This is a genomic window from Sanguibacter biliveldensis (genome assembly GCF_033798665.1).
In the GTDB taxonomy this organism is placed as follows: Bacteria; Actinomycetota; Actinomycetes; order Actinomycetales; family Cellulomonadaceae; genus Sanguibacter; species Sanguibacter inulinus.
The window spans coordinates 348,442-365,943 of the sequence record NZ_CP138359.1 but is presented as its reverse complement, the minus strand read 5'-3'; the positions used below and the strand labels follow the sequence as shown (position 1 = coordinate 365,943).

General features: G+C 71.1%; 18 protein-coding genes. 14 read left to right on the top strand and 4 right to left on the bottom strand.

Annotated elements, in window-relative coordinates; translation table 11 throughout:
* Positions 1-97: 97 nt before the first annotated feature.
* A complete protein-coding gene (locus SANBI_RS01605; protein ID WP_319158319.1) occupies positions 98-385 on the top strand; it encodes a DUF1905 domain-containing protein in 288 nt (95 codons plus the stop codon).
* Between the two features lie 32 nt (positions 386-417).
* Here SANBI_RS01605 and SANBI_RS01600 read toward each other — a convergent pair whose 3' ends face one another.
* Positions 418-870 carry a MarR family winged helix-turn-helix transcriptional regulator gene (locus tag SANBI_RS01600; protein WP_319158317.1) on the bottom strand — a complete coding sequence of 151 codons (453 nt, stop codon included), beginning with the start codon at positions 868-870 and terminating at the stop codon, positions 418-420.
* A 76-nt stretch (positions 871-946) separates the two neighbouring features.
* Between SANBI_RS01600 and SANBI_RS01595 the strand changes: the two genes are divergently transcribed.
* From SANBI_RS01595 to SANBI_RS01585, 3 genes are all read left to right on the top strand, one after another.
* Positions 947-1,318: a VOC family protein gene (locus SANBI_RS01595; protein ID WP_179914046.1), complete on the top strand. Its 372-nt coding sequence runs from the start codon at positions 947-949 to the stop codon at positions 1,316-1,318.
* Positions 1,319-1,406: 88 nt separating this feature from the next.
* Positions 1,407-1,970: an NADPH-dependent FMN reductase gene (locus SANBI_RS01590; RefSeq protein ID WP_319158315.1), complete on the top strand. Its 564-nt coding sequence runs from the start codon at positions 1,407-1,409 to the stop codon at positions 1,968-1,970.
* Positions 1,971-2,158: 188 nt separating this feature from the next.
* On the top strand, positions 2,159-3,313 hold the full coding sequence (locus tag SANBI_RS01585) for a hypothetical protein (protein ID WP_319158314.1): 1,155 nt from the start codon (positions 2,159-2,161) through the stop codon (positions 3,311-3,313).
* Position 3,314: 1 nt separating this feature from the next.
* Here the strand turns inward: SANBI_RS01585 and SANBI_RS01580 are convergent, their stop codons facing one another.
* Positions 3,315-4,295 carry an ArsR/SmtB family transcription factor gene (locus SANBI_RS01580; protein ID WP_319158312.1) on the bottom strand — a complete coding sequence of 327 codons (981 nt, stop codon included), beginning with the start codon at positions 4,293-4,295 and terminating at the stop codon, positions 3,315-3,317.
* 56 nt (positions 4,296-4,351) lie between these two features.
* On the opposite strand from SANBI_RS01580, the gene SANBI_RS01575 reads away from it, so the two are divergent.
* From SANBI_RS01575 to SANBI_RS01530, 10 genes are all read left to right on the top strand, one after another.
* Complete coding sequence (locus SANBI_RS01575) at positions 4,352-5,743, top strand: MFS transporter (protein ID WP_319158310.1); 1,392 nt, start codon at positions 4,352-4,354, stop codon at positions 5,741-5,743.
* An 85-nt stretch (positions 5,744-5,828) separates the two neighbouring features.
* A complete protein-coding gene (locus tag SANBI_RS01570; RefSeq protein WP_319158308.1) occupies positions 5,829-6,851 on the top strand; it encodes an LLM class flavin-dependent oxidoreductase in 1,023 nt (340 codons plus the stop codon).
* Positions 6,852-7,091: 240 nt separating this feature from the next.
* Complete coding sequence (locus SANBI_RS01565) at positions 7,092-7,511, top strand: hypothetical protein (protein WP_319158306.1); 420 nt, start codon at positions 7,092-7,094, stop codon at positions 7,509-7,511.
* An 87-nt stretch (positions 7,512-7,598) separates the two neighbouring features.
* A complete protein-coding gene (locus SANBI_RS01560) occupies positions 7,599-9,224 on the top strand; it encodes a methyl-accepting chemotaxis protein (protein WP_319158304.1) in 1,626 nt (541 codons plus the stop codon).
* A 92-nt stretch (positions 9,225-9,316) separates the two neighbouring features.
* Positions 9,317-10,354 carry a LacI family DNA-binding transcriptional regulator gene (locus SANBI_RS01555; protein WP_319158302.1) on the top strand — a complete coding sequence of 346 codons (1,038 nt, stop codon included), beginning with the start codon at positions 9,317-9,319 and terminating at the stop codon, positions 10,352-10,354.
* A gap of 246 nt (positions 10,355-10,600) precedes the next feature.
* On the top strand, positions 10,601-11,860 hold the full coding sequence (locus SANBI_RS01550; RefSeq protein ID WP_319158300.1) for an ABC transporter substrate-binding protein: 1,260 nt from the start codon (positions 10,601-10,603) through the stop codon (positions 11,858-11,860).
* Positions 11,861-11,944: 84 nt separating this feature from the next.
* Complete coding sequence (locus SANBI_RS01545) at positions 11,945-12,913, top strand: carbohydrate ABC transporter permease (protein WP_319158298.1); 969 nt, start codon at positions 11,945-11,947, stop codon at positions 12,911-12,913.
* Positions 12,913-13,803, top strand: a complete 891-nt coding sequence (locus SANBI_RS01540; RefSeq protein WP_319158296.1) for a carbohydrate ABC transporter permease — start codon at positions 12,913-12,915, stop codon at positions 13,801-13,803. Before SANBI_RS01545 ends, SANBI_RS01540 begins: the two co-directional genes overlap by 1 nt.
* The gene (locus tag SANBI_RS01535; RefSeq protein WP_319158294.1) at positions 13,800-15,218 is read left to right on the top strand and encodes a family 1 glycosylhydrolase; all 1,419 of its coding nucleotides are present in this window, start codon (positions 13,800-13,802) and stop codon (positions 15,216-15,218) included. Before SANBI_RS01540 ends, SANBI_RS01535 begins: the two co-directional genes overlap by 4 nt.
* Positions 15,215-16,252 (top strand): glycoside hydrolase family 43 protein, encoded by a 1,038-nt coding sequence (locus tag SANBI_RS01530; RefSeq protein WP_319158292.1) that lies wholly within the window; start codon positions 15,215-15,217, stop codon positions 16,250-16,252. The genes SANBI_RS01535 and SANBI_RS01530 overlap by 4 nt, the downstream gene beginning before the upstream one ends.
* A gap of 57 nt (positions 16,253-16,309) precedes the next feature.
* Here SANBI_RS01530 and SANBI_RS01525 read toward each other — a convergent pair whose 3' ends face one another.
* Positions 16,310-16,954 (bottom strand): hypothetical protein, encoded by a 645-nt coding sequence (locus tag SANBI_RS01525; RefSeq protein ID WP_319158290.1) that lies wholly within the window; start codon positions 16,952-16,954, stop codon positions 16,310-16,312.
* Positions 16,947-17,372: a hypothetical protein gene (locus SANBI_RS01520; RefSeq protein ID WP_319158288.1), complete on the bottom strand. Its 426-nt coding sequence runs from the start codon at positions 17,370-17,372 to the stop codon at positions 16,947-16,949. The genes SANBI_RS01525 and SANBI_RS01520 overlap by 8 nt, the downstream gene beginning before the upstream one ends.
* Between the last annotated feature and the right edge of the window lie 130 nt (positions 17,373-17,502).

Genomic DNA, 17,502 nt, shown 5'->3' with positions numbered 1-17,502 from the left:
GGCGTCGCGCCGCGGGCCTCGCTAGGCTGCCCGAGACGAAGGTCCGGCGCGAGACCTGCACCTCGCCCCGGAGCTACCTGAGCCCCCGAGGAGACGCATGAGCATCGAGATCGGCCCGACCGACTGGCAGATGACCGGCACCATCGGCGTCGACGTCAAGGGTGACGTCTGGCCCTGCGTCGAGATCCCTGGGTCCGCCGAGGCCTTCGGCACCGGGAAGTCCGTCAAGGTCGTCGCGACGGTCGACGGTCAGCCCTGGAGCGGCGGCCTGCTGCCGACCGGCACGGGCGGGCACATGCTCTCGCTCAACGCGAAGGTGCGCAAGAAGCTGGGTAAGGACGTGGGCGACGAGGTGACTGTGCGGATCACCGAGCGACTCACCTGAGGCACACCAGCAGTCACCGCACGCTCTCGAGGCTACGGGCGTGCGTCCCGCAGCGACGTGATGCTGCGCGCCAGCAGGTCGGCGAAGACCGCCTGCTCGGTCTCGTCCATCCCGGACTTCATGCGGTCTTCGACCCCGCGCACGGCGGCGCTGGCCGTCGCGAGCTGGCGTCGACCGGCGTCGGTCAGCTCGGTCGGCAGCACGCGACCCGTCGTGGCCTGCTCGGCTCGGGTGACGAGGCCGTCGCGCTCGAGCGCCTGCAGCAGCACGTTCATCGACTGACGCGTCACGAAGGTCCCGCGGGCCAGGTCGGAGCTGGACAACCCCGGCCGCTGCGCGAGGAGCTCGAGGCAGGAGTAGTGGGTGATCGTCATGCCCAGAGGTCGGAGCACAGCCTCCATCGCGCTACGGAGGGCACTCGACGCCTCTTTGAGCAGATAGCCGACAGAGGTCTCGAGGTGGATACCGGGCCCGTCTTGACTCATGTCAGTAGTCTGACATAGGTTCGCTGGTGTCAGATAACTGACACCCACTCGCCAGCTCGTCCGACGGAGGCGCACCATGACCGCAGCAGCATCAGGCCCAGGATTCATCTCGCTCCAGGTCCGTGACTACGACGCCTCCGCGGCGTTCTACGAGTCCTATCTCGGTCTCACCCGCCAGCCCGGACCGCCCCACGCCGTCGTCTTCGACACGAAGCCCGCGTCCTTCGCCGTGCGCTCACCCCTGCCGGGGGTCGACCTCGACGCCGTCGCCCAGCCCGGCGTCGGTGTGGGGATCTGGCTGCACGCCGCCGACGCGCAGGGCATCCACGACCGCATGGTCGCCGACGGCATCATCATCACGTCGGCCCCCGTCGACGGGCCCTTCGGCCGCACCTTCACCTTCGCCGACCCCGACGGCTACCAGATCACCCTGCACAGCCGCGCCTGAGCCCGCGGCACCAGCGGTCGCGGCGCGGGCGGGTTTCGCTCAGACTCGACGAGGAACGCACCGCACGTGACCTCGAGAGGCGAGCACCATGACCCGCATCGGCATCATCCTGGGCAGCACCCGACCCAACCGCAACGGCGAGCAGGTAGCCCGGTGGGTCCTCGACATCGCCTCGCAGCGCGAGGGCGTCGACTACGAGCTCGTCGACCTCCGCGACTTCCCGCTCCCCCACCTCGACGAGCCCGTCCCGCCGTCCATGGGCGAGCACACCCAGGAGCACACCAAGCAGTGGGCCGCGAAGATCGCGTCATTCGACGGGTACGTGATCGTCACCCCCGAGTACAACCACTCCACCTCCGGGGTGCTCAAGAACGCGATCGACTACCTGTTCCACGAGTGGCACGACAAGGCCGTGGGCTTCGTGTCCTACGGCTCGGTGGGCGGTGCCCGCGCCGTCGAGCACCTGCGGCTCATCGCCGGAGAGCTGAAGATGGCCGACGTCCGCCAGCAGGTCACCCTGCCGCTCGCGTCGGAGTTCAAGGACTACTCGGAGTTCACGCCCTCCGACGCGTCGGTCGACGCCCTCGGCACGCTCCTCGACCAGGTGACCGCCTGGAGCGAGGCGCTCGCACCGCTACGCGCCCAGGCCTGACGGAGGGCCCCGACGCCCGGCTCCGGGCTACGGACTCCGGGTCCTGACTCCCATCGACCGGGCTCCGGGCTCCGGGCTCCGGCAAGCCCGGCTCCCACCAGCACGCAGCACCACCACGACGAGGCCGGGCATCACCCTGGGGACAACTCCCCAGGGTGGTGCCCGGCCTCGACCCGTAGGCTCGTGACGTGCTCAGACTGATCGCCTTCGCTGCCCTCGGTGCTCTCCTCGGAGGGGTGGTCGTCGCGATCGTCGGCCCGCCCGGGGCGGGGATCGCGATCGCCGGGGTCTCCTTCACGGTGCTGGTCTTCGCGACGGTCATGACCCGGGTCGCCGGGTCGCTCGGCGGCAGCGTCGCGGCCTCGCCGAAGGCCGTGCAGCAGGCGCGCGACGTACGACGTCTCGGCCTCGCCCGCGTCGACGCGCTGCGCCAGACCGGGACGCAGATCAACGACCAGCCGCTCTGCGACATCGACGTCACCGTGCAACCGCTCACCGGCTCTGCCTTCGCGACGACAGTGCGGACCGTCGTGCCGCTCACCGCCGTCCCGAGGTTCCAGCCCGGCGCAGAGCTCGAGGTCGCGATCCTCCTCGACGGCGGTCCAGAGGTCGCCTTCGTCGACGGTGAGCTCTCGCCGCGGGACCGCGAACGGCTCACCGTCCCCTCGCGCAGGTCCGTCCCGGTCCTCAAGGTCGAGCCGCACACCCGCGTCGTCGACGGCCGTCGCAAGGGGCCGATCCTCGGCGTCGGGCCGAAGGGCCGTCCGGTGCGCCTGGTCCTCTTCGCCCTCGTCGCCGTCGCCGCCGCGGCCGCCGTCGTGGCCCCGTACCGCGTCGCCGTCGCGCAGACCGTCGACGCGATCCAGGACGGGCACCTGCGGCCCGATATGCGCCACCCCGACCTCGTCGCCCAGGCCCGGGAGGCCCTCGTCGAGGAGATCGGCCACGACCAGGTGACGTCGATCGTCGTGACCAAGGACTTCGTGACCGTCGACGCACCGCTGCGCGCCGGCGAGACTGCCACAGATCGCTGGACGTACCGCGGCGGACGGGTCAGCAACGAGGGCGCCGCGACCATCCAGCCCGGTCTCGCGGAGGAGCAGTACGCCTGGTCCGACGTCGCCCTCGACCAGGTGTGGGGCCTCATGGAGACCTCCGCCGCGGAGGTCGGCCTGCCCGTCGGCGACGCGAGCTTCTCGGTCCGCCGCTCCGCCGACGGTGACATCGACAGCGAGACCTTCGCCGAGGCTGTCGGCCCACCGGTCATCACCTTCAGCATCGGCGACGACTACGGCAGCACGTCGTTCCGGTTCGCCGCAGACGGTACGGCGATCGAGGACTAGGTCACGACCACGGCCCAGCCGACAGGTCCGACCTGCCCGCGAGCTGCTCGCCGAGCTCGCTCGTGCGGTACAGGACCGACCGGCCGTGACGGGCCCGGGTCAGCAGACCGGTGTCGTGCATCACCCGCAGGTGCTGGTTCACGGCGCTCGGGCTCACGCCGTAGCGGGTGGCGAGCTCTGAGGACGACGCCGGCTCGTGCAGGGCGTCGAGCAGACCCGCGCGGGTCGCGCCGAGCAGGTCCGCGAGCGCTCCGCTGCCGCGCACGGGGGCCGGGTCCCAGAGCGTGGCTGCGCCGCGGACGGGGTAGATGACCGACGGGCGGTCGTCGTCGGTCACGGGTGACGACGCGCGCTGGGTGAAGAGGCTGGGGATGAGCGTGAGCCCCGCCCCGGCGACGTCGACAGTGCGGGTCCGCGGGTCGCGCAGCGCGATCGACACCGTGCGCCCGTCGAAGCTCACGGCAGGGGCGAGCCCGGCGAACATCCCGGCCAGGCCGGACCGTCCGATCTCGCGGCCACGGAACACGACGTCGGCCTCGAGGAGGGTCCGCATGCGGGTCCACGTCGACCTGAACGACACGCCCCAGTAGAGCCCGACGGCGTCGACCACGCGTTGCCGCACGTCCGCAGCTGGGCCTGTGAGCACCGCCGGGCGCACGTCGTGCACGGCGTCGAGGTCGTGGTCGAGGCGACCGAGGTCGATCTGGGCGAGCGCCGCGAGCTCGTCGTCGAAGCGGGTCAGCGGCGTGGTGGGGACGGGGTTGAGGAAATCGGGCACCCAGCTCCTGTCGTCCACGAGAGCCCTGAGCACCTCGAGCTCCGGGCTGGGGAGGTCGTCGACCACACGCTGGACCCAGCGCAGGTGCGCGGGGTAGAGCGCCGGGTCGCGCACGGCACGCAGAGACAGACCGGCCTCGTTGAGCGGGGAGAGCCCGAAGCGGATCTCGGAGAGGGCGGAGTCGGACAGCCTGTACTGGAGCATGAAGCCACAGTCTTCATCATTACGCGGACGTCGTCGACCACGATGAGATGTCTCCCATGCCCACCACCGATGCCCCGCGGGTCGAGCGCGCGCGGACCCGCCGTCTCGTCTCTGAGGTCTCCAGCACCTTCCGCCCAGCAGACCCCGTCGCCCGGGCCCTCACAGCGGCATCCTTGTCGCTGACCGTCGCCAACGGGATGTTCTACGCCGTGTCCGCGCTGCTGTTCACGCGGGCCATGGGCATCCCCGCCGTGACCGTCGGCATCGGGCTCACGGTGTCCGGGGCGGTCGGTGTGCTCACGTCGCTCGGCGCCGGGTACCTCGCGGACCGGGTCGGGGCGCTGCGCCTGCTCACCCTCTGCGTCGTGGCCCAGGGCCTCTCGCTCGCCTCCTTCTCGGTCGTCGACGGTGTCCCCGCCTTCGTGGCCGTCGCCTGCCTCGCGACGGGGGCACGCCAGGCCGGTGCGTCAGCCCGGTCGGCGCTCGTCGCGCGCTCGTTCACAGGCCCGTCCAGGGTCGAGATGCGAGCCCGGCTGCACGTGGTGGTCAACGTCGGGATCGGGCTCGGCACCTGCGTCGCCGCCGCGGCGCTGCTCGTCGACACCCCGGCCGCCTACAGGATCGCGGTCTTCGCGGTCGGGTGCGTGACCACGACGGGGGCGCTGCCGCTCGTCAGGCTCGCGCGCAGCACCGAGGCCGCGCGGCGCCTCGCCGAGCCGGCGGCGTCAGCGGGAGAGGAGACGGCGGGGCCGGAGATGGCATCGCAGGGCGCGACGGACGGGGCGGGCGGGCCGGCGGCGTCAGGCCCCAGGCCGGACGAGGCCACCCCGGCAGTCGGCCCCGGCCGGTCGCCGTTCCGCGACCCGCAGTACCTCGTCGTCGTCGGCCTGACGAGTGTGTTCGCCGTGCACTTCGGCCTGCAGACCGTCGGCCTGCCGCTGTGGATCGCCAGCCACACCGAGGTGCCCTCCGTGATGATCTCCGTGCTGCTCGTGCTCAACACCGTGCTGGTCGCGCTCTTCCAGGTGCGGTTCGCCCGGGGTGCGACCACGGTCCCGTCGGCCGCGCGCACCATGACGCGGGCCTGCGTGGTGCTCGCAGTCGCCTGCGGTCTCTACGCGGCGGCAGCGGTCGGCAACGTCGCCCTCGCGGTCACGGTGCTCGTCGTGGCGGCCCTCGTCCACGCCGCGGCAGAGCTGTGGGGTGAGGCCGGCTCGTGGACGCTGTCCTTCGACCTCGCCGACGAGCGCACCGCAGGCGCCTACCAGGGCCTGAGCACCATGGGCTACGCGGTCGCCACGATGATCGCGCCGCTGCTCGTCACCACGACGGTCATCAGCCACGGGCCGGCCGGCTGGGCGATGCTCGCCGGGCTGTTCGTGCTCGTCGGTCTCGCCTTCGCCCTCGGGGCGCGGCGGTGGGCGCCGCACCCCGCGGACCACGGGTAGCGGGCGCCGGGCGCTCGCCGGGACCGCACAGGTTCGCGGTCGGCGGCGCCTTCGCACCGAGCGACGAGGACCGTAACCTGAAGCCATGAAGCGCATCGGATTCTTGTCCTTCGGCCACTGGACCGACTCGCCGCACTCCCAGACCCGCTCGGCCTCCGACGTGCTGCTCCAGTCGATCGACCTTGCCGTCGCTGCGGAAGAGCTCGGCGCTGACGGCGCGTACTTCCGCGTGCACCACTTCGCGCGGCAGCTCGGCTCGCCGTTCCCGCTGCTCGCCGCCGTCGGCGCCCGCACCAGCCGGATCGAGATCGGCACGGGCGTGATCGACATGCGGTACGAGAACCCGCTGTACATGGCGGAGGACGCCGGTGCGGCCGACCTCATCTCGGGCGGCAGGCTGCAGCTCGGCATCAGCCGGGGATCACCCGAGCAGGTCCGCGAGGGCTACAGGTACTTCGGCCACGAGCCTGCCCCGCACGACCGCGACGGCGCCGACATGGCTCGCGAGCACACGGCGGCCTTCCTCCACGCGATCGGTGGCGAGGGCTTCGCCGAGCCGAGCCCCAACCCCATGTTCCCGAACGAGCCCGGGCTGCTGCGTATCGAGCCGCAGTCCCCCGGTCTGCGGGACCGCATCTGGTGGGGTGCCGGGTCGATGGCGACGGCCGAGTGGACCGCCGAGCAGGGCATGCACCTCATGAGCTCGACGCTGCTCTCCGAGCACACGGGCAAGCCCTTCCACGAGCTCCAGGCCGAGCAGATCGCCCGGTTCCGGGCCCGCTGGGCCGAGGTCGGGCACCCGGGTGAGCCGCGGGTGTCGGTCAGCCGGAGCATCTTCCCGCTCATGGACGACCGCGACCGTGCCTACTTCGGGCGCGACGCCGGCTCCAAGGACCAGGTCGGGTCGCTCGGCGGCACGCTCGCCACCTTCGGCAAGTCCTACGCAGCCGAGCCCGACATGCTCGTCGAGCAGCTGGCTGCTGACGACGCGATCACCGCGGCGGACACGCTCCTGCTGACCATCCCCAACCAGCTCGGCGTGGACTACTGCGCGCACGTGCTCGAGGGGCTGCTCGAGCACGTGGCACCGGGGTTGGGGTGGCGCTGACCTGACCGACCGGGCTCGTGCGTCGTGCTGTCACTGACAGCGCGACGCGCGAGCCCGGTCGAGCGGCACCTAAGTTGACAAAATGGGACAGGCGGGGCAGTCTTGATCTCGTTGTTCCCCGCCGTCTCCGGATTGGCGGGGTTTTTTTATCCCAAGGGAGGGTCCGTGCTGCGCGCCTCTGTGGTCGTCGAGCGCGACCGCCGGGCACGATTGCCGCCCGCACGACGACGGGTGGGGCTCATGATCGTCGCAGTCGCGATCATCGCCGCAGCGGGGTGGTTGATCGTCAGCCACCAGCAGTCGACGGCGGTTGCCGAGGCGCGCGAGCTGCGCGACCTGCGGGCCGCCGAGCTGACCACCGCTCACGACCAGCTCTCAGAGGACCTCGACACCGCCAGGAGCGTCCTGGCCAGCTCGGTCGGCATCGCCGAGGTGGGTCGCCTGAGCGACGGCCTCTCCGTCCAGGTCGACTCGATGTCGACCTACGAGATCCTCTACGCCGAGCCCTTCAAGAACCCCTCCGACAGCGACGTCGACGCTCTGCGGCGCCAGGCAGACCTGCTCACCAGGTACGTCGAGAACATCGAGGAGGGGCGACCCGGGCTCGTCGAGGCGACGACCGCGCTCGAGGAAGCACTCGGTGCGCCCGGGGTGTCCTGAAGACACCTTCACCTGCACCTTCACCTCACGAGTGCCTCCAGGCTGCCGATGTGACATCCAGTCTTGATCCACCCCCTGGAGGTCGTCATGAGCACGTCGCACGGTGCACGTCGGTGGTTCAACGACCGGAGCGTGATGACCCGCGTCTCCGCGATCGTGCTGGTCCTCGTCCTGGGGCTGGTCGTCGTCGCGGCGACCGCCCTCCAGGGCGCAGCGAAGATCTCGTCCCTGCGGGCCGAGGCCGACGCCGCTGTCGAGATCCAGGCCGAGGTCGAGGCCGGGCGCTACGGCATGCTGTGGGCGGCCGACTATCTGGCGATCATGGCGTGGTCGTCGCGCGTCGACGGCGGCGACGTGAGCGCCGCGGAGGACGGTGACAACATGACCGGCTACCAGCAGGGCATCACCGACTTCGAGGAGTCTGTGCTCACCCTCGACCCGTCGAGGCTCACCTCCGACGGGAGTGCCGCGGTCGCGGCGATCAACGACGGCTGGTCCACCTACGTCGACGCCGACCAGAAGATCTTCGACGCGTGGCGCGCGGGCGACCTCGACGCCGGTGACGCGATCTGGGTCGGCGAGCGCTGGGACGCGTACTTCGTGGTCTCCGGCGCGCTCGACGAGCTCCGCACAGCCGTCCAGACGCAGGTCGACGACCTCCGCGCCCAGGTCGCCGACCGCGAGTCCACCAACCGCTGGGTCACCCTCGCAGCGGTGACCCTCGCGATCATCATCGGTGCGGCCCTCGCCTGGGTCGTGGCCCGCGGGATCGTCCGACGCCTGCACGCCGTGCGCGACGCCCTGCGGGGCCTCGCCGACGGCGACCTCACCGTCCGCGTCGACGTCGACTCGGCCGACGAGACCGGTCAGATGGGTGAGGCGCTCAACGAGGCCGCCGGCAACGTCGCGGCCCTCGTGCGGGACATCTCCGCGACCACGACGGCCCTGACCAGCGCCAGCCAGGAGCTCGAGACCGTGTCCGCGGCTGTCGCGACAGCCTCCGACAGGGCGTCGCAGCAGGCCGACGAGGTCACCCGCGCCGCCGCTGGAGTCTCGGAGAACGTCTCGACCGTCGCCGCCGGCTCCTACGAGATGGAGACCTCGATCCGCGAGATCTCCCGCAACGCCAACCAGGCCGCCGAGGTCGCCGCGACGGCCGTGGGCGCCGCGCAGAAGACCGACACGGCCGTGGTGAGCCTCGCGGACTCGAGCACCGAGATCAGCAACGTGGTCCGGCTCATCACCGCGATCGCCGACCAGACGAACCTCCTGGCGCTCAACGCGACCATCGAGGCAGCCCGCGCCGGGGAGGCCGGCAAGGGCTTCGCCGTGGTCGCCGGGGAGGTCAAGGAGCTCGCGCAGGAGACCGCCCGGGCCACGGACGAGATCTCCCGGCGCGTCGACGCGATCCGCACCGACTCGCAGGGCGCAGCCGACGCCATCCGCGAGATCGGGCAGATCGTCGCATCGATCAACGACTACCAGATGTCCATCGCGTCGGCCGTCGAGGAGCAGACCGCGACCACCAACGAGTCAGGCCGCAACATCACCGAGGCCGCGAGCGGGTCGGAGCAGATCGCCGGGCACATCTCCGGCGTCGCCCAGTCGACAGGCGAGGTCGCCCGCGGGATCGCCCAGGCGCGGGAGAGCATCGAAGGCCTTGCGGCACTCGCTCAGGAGCTCAGCTCGCAGGTGGCGCGGTTCAGGCACTGACCGCGACCCGGCTCGCCTGACGAGCCGGGCGCGGCACCTCCCCTCCGGACCGGAGGTCGCCACCGCGGGTTGCAACGTTGTAACCTCCGGGGATGGCCACAGGACCAGAGGGGAGGGCAGCCCCGACGCTGCGCGACGTCGCGCGGGTCGCTGGCGTGTCCTTCAAGACCGTCTCCAACGTGCTCAACGACCACCCGCAGGTGCGGGAGTCGACCCGGGCGAAGGTCCTCGCAGCGGTCGACTCGGTCGGCTACAGACCGAACCTGGCCGCGCGCAACCTCCGGCTCGGGCGCAGCGGGGTCATCGGGCTGGCCGTGCCCGAGCTGAGCCAGGCGTTCTTCGCCCAGCTGGCCGACGAGGTGATCCGCGTCGCCGCCGAGCAAGACCTCGTGGTCCTCGTCGAGCAGACCGGAGGCCTGCGCGAGCGTGAGCTCGAGGCGCTGCGCAACCCGCGCCTGTCGTTGACCGACGGCCTGCTGCTCGCCCCGCTCGGCCTCACCCACGACGACGTCCTGCCCGACCCCGCCGGAAGGCCTCTCGTGGTCCTCGGCGAGCCGCTGTTCCCCGGACCCGTCGACCACGTGACGATGCAGCACGAGGCGGCCGCCCGCGCCGCGACCGAGCACCTGCTCGGCCTCGGACGTCGCCGCGTCATGCTCCTCGGGGCGCACGCGACCGAGCGCACGGGTGTCGCAGCGCTGCGGTACGCGGGGTACCGCGAGGCCCTCGAGGCGGCAGGCCTGACCGTCGACGACGACCTCGTCGTGCCCGTCGAGACCTGGGACCGCAGCAACGGCGCCGAGGCCATGGCCCGGGTGCTCGGCTCCGGCGTGCAGATGGACGCCGTCTTCGCGATGAACGACGACCTCGCCCTCGGGGCCCTGCGGTCCCTCCAGGAGCGGGGCGTCACAGTGCCGGGCGACGTCGCCCTCATGGGCTTCGACGACGTGGCCGACGGGCGGTACACCTACCCGAGCCTGACCACTGTCGAGCCTGGACGGCACGACATCGCCCGTGCCGCGGTGACGATGCTGACCGAGCGGATCGCCGACGGGGCGAGCGGCGCGCTCGCACCGCGGGTGACGGCCCCGGAGTTCCGGCTGGTCGTCCGGGAGTCGACAGGCGGCTGACCGGCAGCGGTGCCGCCCGGTCAACAGGCGCGTGACCCACAGCGTCGTCCACGGGTCGACAAGCGGCTGACCCGCGGTGACGTCCGGGAGTCGACGGTCACCGACCGGCAGCGTCGCCCCCGGCGACCTGCACGAGCACACGTCTCACCCGAGACAGGGTTGACAAGCCCGTGCCGCGCGCCGCAAGATCTCACTTACAACGTTGTCTTACAACGTTGTAAGTGGGTTCCCTGAAAGGACAACGCAATGAAGCGCATCCCCGCCCTCGTCGCCGCGCCGGTCGCCCTGGCGCTCTTCTCCCTCTCCGCCTGCTCTGGTGACAGCGCCTCCGACACCGACGGCCCCGTCGAGCTCACCTTCTGGCACGGCTACACCGAGGCCGACGGTGACGTCCTCGAGCAGATCGTCGACGACTTCAACGCCGCGCACGACGGCGAGATCACCATCACCACCCAGGTCAACCCCTGGGACGTCATCGACGACACCTTCCTGCCCGCCCTCTCGGCGGACAACGGCCCCGAGATCGTCGCCATGCCGGCCGAGCGCCTGCCGGTCTACGCCGACCGCGGCGCCTTCGTCGACCTCGACGACTTCTACGACGCCGACGCCTCGACCCCCGACCTCAACACCGGGGCCCTCGACATGGTCACCGTCGACGGCACCCGGTACGGCGTCCCGACAGGCTTCGTCCCGCTGACGATGTTCTACAACAAGGCCCTCTTCGACGCCGCGGGCGTCGAGGTCCCCACCACCTGGGACGAGTGGGTCACCGCAGCCGAGGCGCTCACCGTCGACCAGGACGGCGACGGCACCCCCGAGCAGTACGGGCTCGCCCTCGCCGACCACGCGACCGTCGGCAACGGCGTCTGGCCGTCGCTGTTCTACGGCAACGGCGGCGCCGTCGTCGAGGACGGCAAGGCCGTGATCGACTCCCCCGAGAACGCCGAGACCCTCGAGTTCTGGCACGACGCGATCACCGCCGGGAAGATCAGCCCCACGGGAGTCGACGGGGTCAGCGGCGACGGTCTCTTCAGCAGCGGTCGTGTCGCGATGTACATCGGCGGGCCGTGGATGGCCTCGGTCTCCGAGGAGAACGGCGTCGACTACGGCATCGCCCCGATCCCGGCCGGACCCGAGGAGCAGGCCGCGTCGGCGATCGGCGTCTCGATGGCCCTCACCGAGCAGGCCGACCAGGCCCAGCAGGAGGCCGCGCAGGAGTTCTTCAGCTACTTCCTGTCGCAGGAGCAGGCGACCACCTGGGCGCTCGGCTCCGGCTGGCCCCCGCTGCGCACCGACGTCGCGTCCGCGGACGTCGCTGAGAACCCCGTCGTGGCTGCGCTCACCGAGCAGGCCGAGCTCGGCCGCCCGCTGCTGCCGGGCGTCGTCAACAGCACAGACGTGCTCACCGCCGTCGACAACCTCACGCAGCGCGCGATGGCGGGCGAGCCCGTCGACGCGCTGCTCGCCGAGGCCCAGACCGCGATCCAGTCCGCGCTCGACGACTGACCGGGCCGCAGCCCGCCCCACCCCGGACCGGCCGCTCCCGGGACCCCCGTCCTGGGGGCGGCCCCCACCCCGAGAGGCACCCTCATGACCACCGCGCACGTGGACAGGCCCCGCAAGCGGGCCTATCGCGCACCAGCCCCGCTCGGCGGCCGCGGGGGCTCCGGCGTGCAGCGCACCCGCTCCGGCGGCCGTCGCTCCCGCGCCGCCCTCGCCTTCCTCGCCCCATCCCTGATCGTCCTGGCGGTCTTCGTCGTCTGGCCGATGATCTCCGCCCTGCAGATGTCCTTCACGGACGCGAGCGGCTTCGGCGAGGCCGAGTGGGTCGGGCTGGACAACTACGCCCGGATCTTCACCGACCCCGACATCCGCGACGCGGTCGTCAACACCGTCGTCTACGCGGTCCTGTTCACCCCGACCGCCGTGGTGGTCGCACTCGGTCTGGCCCTGCTGCTCACGAGCGACAGGCTGCCGTTCCGCGGCATGTTCCGCACGGCGCTGTTCCTGCCCTTCATCATCTCGCTGGCCGTGGCGGCCCTCGCCTGGTCGTACCTCATCGACCCGCAGGTCGGGCTGCTGCACTACTGGTTGCGCGGCATCGGCATCGACCTGGGGAACGTGCTGCAGGACCCGACGCTCGCCATGCCCGCTGTCGCGCTGGTCGCGGTGTGGAAGAACTTCGGCTTCTACATGGTGATCTTCATGGCCGGCCTCCAGGAGATCCCCGGATCCCTCTACGAGGCCGCCAAGATGGACGGCGCCAACGCTTGGACCCGCTTCTGGCGCATCACGCTGCCGATGCTGTCGAGCACCACGGCCTTCGTGCTGATCTTCGCGACCATCGCCGCGCTCCAGGCCTTCGACCAGATCTACGTCATGACAGGCGGCGGGCCCTACGGCAACACCCAGACCGTGGTCATGGAGATCTACGAGTCCGGCTTCCGCAAGCTCGACCTCGGCTTCGCGTCCGCGCTGTCCTACGTGCTGCTGCTCGCCACGCTCGTCCTGAGCATCGTCCAGTTCGTGTTCTTCGGACGCCGCGAGGAGGAGTCCTGATGTCCGTCACCACCCCCGCCCCTGTCCGCGCCCCAGCGCACACACCTGCTGCGCCGCCGCGCCGCCGCCGGCGCGTCCGCGCCTCGACCGTCGTCATGACGGTCGGTGTCACGGTCGCGACCCTGGTCGCCCTGCTCCCCCTGTTCATCGTGCTGTTCACGGCGTTCAAGCCGACGTCGGAGGTCAACGCCTTCCCGCCGACCCTGCTGCCCGACGCCTGGACCACGGCGAACTTCGAGCGGATCTTCTCCGACCTGCCCTTCACCCGGCTCATCGGCAACAGCTTCGTGTTCGCCGGCGGGGTCACCCTGTTCGCGGTGAGCTTCGACGCCCTCGCGGCCTACGCGCTGGCCCGCATCGACTTCCGCGGGCGCAAGCTCTTGCTCGTCGCGATCGTGGCCACCCTGATGATCCCGTTCCAGGCGACGCTCGTCCCCGTCTACCAGATCGTCAGCGACCTCGGCTGGGTCAACTCCTTCGCCGGGCTCATCGCGCCGCGCGCCGCCGACGCCTTCGGCATCTTCTTCCTCCGGCAGTTCTTCGTCGCGCTGCCTCGCGACCTCGACAACGCCGCCCGGATCGACGGGGCCTCAGAGTTCCGCGTGTTCTGGCAGATCATCCTGCCGAACGCCCGCCCCGCGGTCCTCACCCTCGCGATCTTCGTCTTCGTCAACAACTGGAACGACCTGCTCTGGCCGCTGGTCTTCACCACAGACAGGGAGATGGGCACCATCACCTCAGGACTCACCCAGCTGACAGGCCCCGGCGGGATCGTGCCGTACGGCGTCATGATGGCGGGCTCGCTCGTCGCCGTCGTCCCGCTGGTCTTCGCCTTCATGCTCGTGCAGCGCAAGTTCATCGAGTCCATCGCCACGACGGGGCTCAAGTGAGCGCCGCCGACCGCGCGTCGGGCCGGGCACCGGACCGTGACTCAGGCCGTGACTCAGGCCGCGCGCCGCGGTGGTACGAGGACGGCGCACTGCACTTCGGCCTCGGCATCGAGGACACCTTCGTGCCGCAGGGCGGCCCGGGCGAGCGCCCGATCGACGAGTACGAGCTCACCGACCACTACGCCCGCTACTCCGAAGACCTCGGGCTGGCCTCCGACGCCGGCGCGACCTTCATGCGGTGGGGTGTGCCGTGGCACAGGGTCAACCCGGAGCGAGGGACGTGGGACTGGTCCTGGGTGGACCGGGTGGTCGACAGGTTCGGCGAGCTCGGTCTGCGGCCTGTCATCGACCTGCTGCACTACGGCACCCCGCTGTGGCTCGACGGGCAGTTCTCGAACCCCGACTACCCGGAGGTCGTCGCCGAGTACGGCGTGGCCTTCGCCGAGCGCTACGGCGACCGCGTCACCGACTACACCCCGGTGAACGAGCCGATGATCCACGCGCTCTTCTGCGGCGTCTACGGCTACTGGCCGCCCTACCTCACCGGCGACTCAGGCCTCACGACCATGGTCCGAGCGCTCGGCGAGGGCTTCGTCCGCACGCAGCGCGGCATCACCGAGGTGCTGGGCGACCGCGCGACCTTCATGCACGTCGACGCCTCCATGCGGTACGCGGGCGACGTGCACGGCCAGCACCGCGCGACGGCCGAGAGGCTGCGGCACCAGGCGCACCTGGTCGAGGACCTCGTCACCGGGCGGGTCGACGACCAGCACCCGCTCGCCGGCGTGCTGCTCGGCCACGGGATGGACGACACGTCGCTCGCGTGGTTCGCCGACCACGCTGTCCGCCCGGACATCGTGGGGGTCAACTACTACCCGCGGATCTCGACCGAGCTGTTCGAGGAGGGGGTGCACCACGCGGGCGGTTTTGCCGACCCGCGCCCCGCCCAGGACGCCGGCGTCGCCGGGCTCGTCGAGGTGCTGCTCGAGGCCGAGCGCCGGCACGGCGCACCCGTCATGCTCACCGAGACGGCCGTCACCGCCCCGGTGGCCGACAGGGTCGCGTGGCTGCACGAGTCCGTCGCCGCGATCCGCACCCTGCGCTCGCTCGGCCACGACATCGTCGGGTACACGTGGTGGCCGGTGTTCGACATGTACGAATGGACGTACCGCCACGGCACGGCGCCGCGCGAGGAGTACCTGCTGACGATGGGTCTGTGGGACCTCGTCGAGGACGGCCGCGGCGGCCTGGACCGTCGGCGGACACCTGTGGCCGACACCTTCCGTGCCCTTGCGACTGACGTGCGCGCCAACGGTGCTGTCGGTGCTGATGGCGCTGACGGGCCGGACGATGCCGATGACAGCACCGGCACCGACAGCGCTGCCGGTGCCGCGGAAGAGACGAGGGTGGCATGAGCGAGGTCGTCGAGAGCGAGAAGACGGCCGGGCTGATCCCCAACCCGATCGTCCTCCAGCGGGCCGACCCCTGCGTGCTGCGCCACGACGGTCAGTACTACTTCACGGGGTCCCACCCGCTCTACGACAGGGTGGTCCTGCGGCGCGCGGAGCGGTTGGACGACCTCCAGGGGGCCGAGGAGGTGACGATCTGGGAGCGGCACGCCGACGGCCCGATGTCGCAGCTCATCTGGGCACCCGAGATCCACCGCGTGGACGGCGCCTGGTACATCTACCTCGCGGCTGCGCCCGACGCGCAGGGAACTGTCGACGTCCCGGGGTCGGCCGAGACCTTCAACCACCGGGTCTTCGTGCTCGAGAACACCGCCGACGACCCCTTCACCGGGGGGTGGGTCGAGCGCGGCCAGGTGGACACCGGGTGGGAGTCCTTCGCCCTCGACGCCACGAGCGTCGTGATCGACGGCGAGCAGTACCTCGTGTGGGCGCAGCAGGCCTTCGACGTGCGGGGGCACTCCAACATCTACATCGCCCGGATGGCGGACCCGTGGACCCTCGCGACACCTGCCGTGCTGCTCACGAAGCCTGAGCACGACTGGGAGACCGTCGGGTTCTGGGTGAACGAGGGCCCGTCGGTGCTGGTGCGCGAGGGACGGGTCTTCCTCACGTACTCGGCCTCGGCGACAGGCGTCGAGTACGCGATGGGTCTGCTCACCGCCGACCTCGGTGACGACCTGCTGGACCCGGCGTCGTGGACCAAGAGCCCCGACCCCGTGCTCGTGTCCGACCCGTCGGTCGGCCAGTACGGACCCGGCCACAACTCGTTCACCGAGCTGCCCGACGGGACCCCCGTGCTCGTCTACCACGCACGCAGCTACACCGAGATCGCCGGAGACCCGCTCTGGGACCCCAACCGCCACGCCCGGGCTCAGGTGCTGCCCTTCGACGAGGACGGCAACCCTGTGTGGGGGACGCCGGTGCCAGATGTGCGGCCTGTGCCGACGAGCCAGGAGGTGCTGCCGCCGGGTGAGGTGTGAGCGCGGGTCCGCACGCGCGCGTCCCCGACAGTCGGAGCACCACAGCCCTAGGAAGGCCTACAGGGGTACCGGGAGGAGATCGCGCAGAGGCTCAGCAACCGTCCGGACGACTGCCATGTAGGACGCCGAGGCCAACCACAGCAACGGGAAGCCGCACCAGGCGAAGGTCCGGATCGAGGTCCGCACCTCGCGGGCCGGCGGAGGTCCGGCGTCTGGTCCCCCACCATGGCGAGACGCCCACTGCTCCACCCGGCCGACGTGGCGGACCGGACGCAGCCGCGGGAAGAGGTCTTTGAGTGTCGAGTCCCCGTAGGCCACGCAGTCGATCCGGCGCTCGTCGTCCAGGACGATCGCCAACCCGCTCTGAGCCTCAGCACCGCGCACCCTGGCCGCGGGGACGGTGACCGTCGTAGCGACGTTGACGACCCTCAGCTGGTCGCCGACGCCATCTACCCGCGTCGAGGCGATGAGGATCAGCACCCAGGAGAGCAACGCGAGCCCGGTGGCGTTCGCCAGGTACTCAGACCACGGGTCGGCCGCAGACACCGAGACCGTGACGATCGCGAGCACCCCCGCCGCACCCGTCAGGAAGATCCCGACGAAGGCACCGATAGCCCGGTTCCACGGGACCACGGTCTCGGTGCCCCGACGGCGCCCACCTGTCGACCCACTCCACGTCTCAGGTGGGCCGACATCAGGCACCGTGCACCTCCAGCCACAGGTTGAGCTGGTCGGCCTTTCTCTGCACGCCACCTCGGCGTCTCTCGACGAAGGAGTACTGGGCGAGCTGCACGAGGCTGTGCTCGCCCCCGTCAGGCACCACGACAGTGACGTAGCTGTACGCCAGAGGGAGCATGTCCATCTCCCGCTGGTCGACCCGTGCGAAGGACCCCCGAGGGAAGGCCTGCCGGGTGACCACACCTCGGACCTCGACGCCCTCCGCCGAGCGGCGCGCCCCCATCGTCAGGCCTCTCAGCACCAGGCCCAGCCCGACCAGCAGCGCTGGAGCCAGCAGCAGCACATCGAGGACTCCGACAGGTCCGTCCGTGAGACCGGCGACACCGAGGGTCAGCCACACGAGTCCTCCAGCGAGGCAGGCGCCGTTCTTCCAAGAACGCATCGTGCGATCCACCTGTGGGTGCCTCTCTCGTCTCGGGCGCACTGCTCGCGGCGGCAACGCACGAGAAGACTACGACGCACTCGCCGGCCGCGAGGCACCACATCCGAGGGTTCACCCACGGACGTCGGGC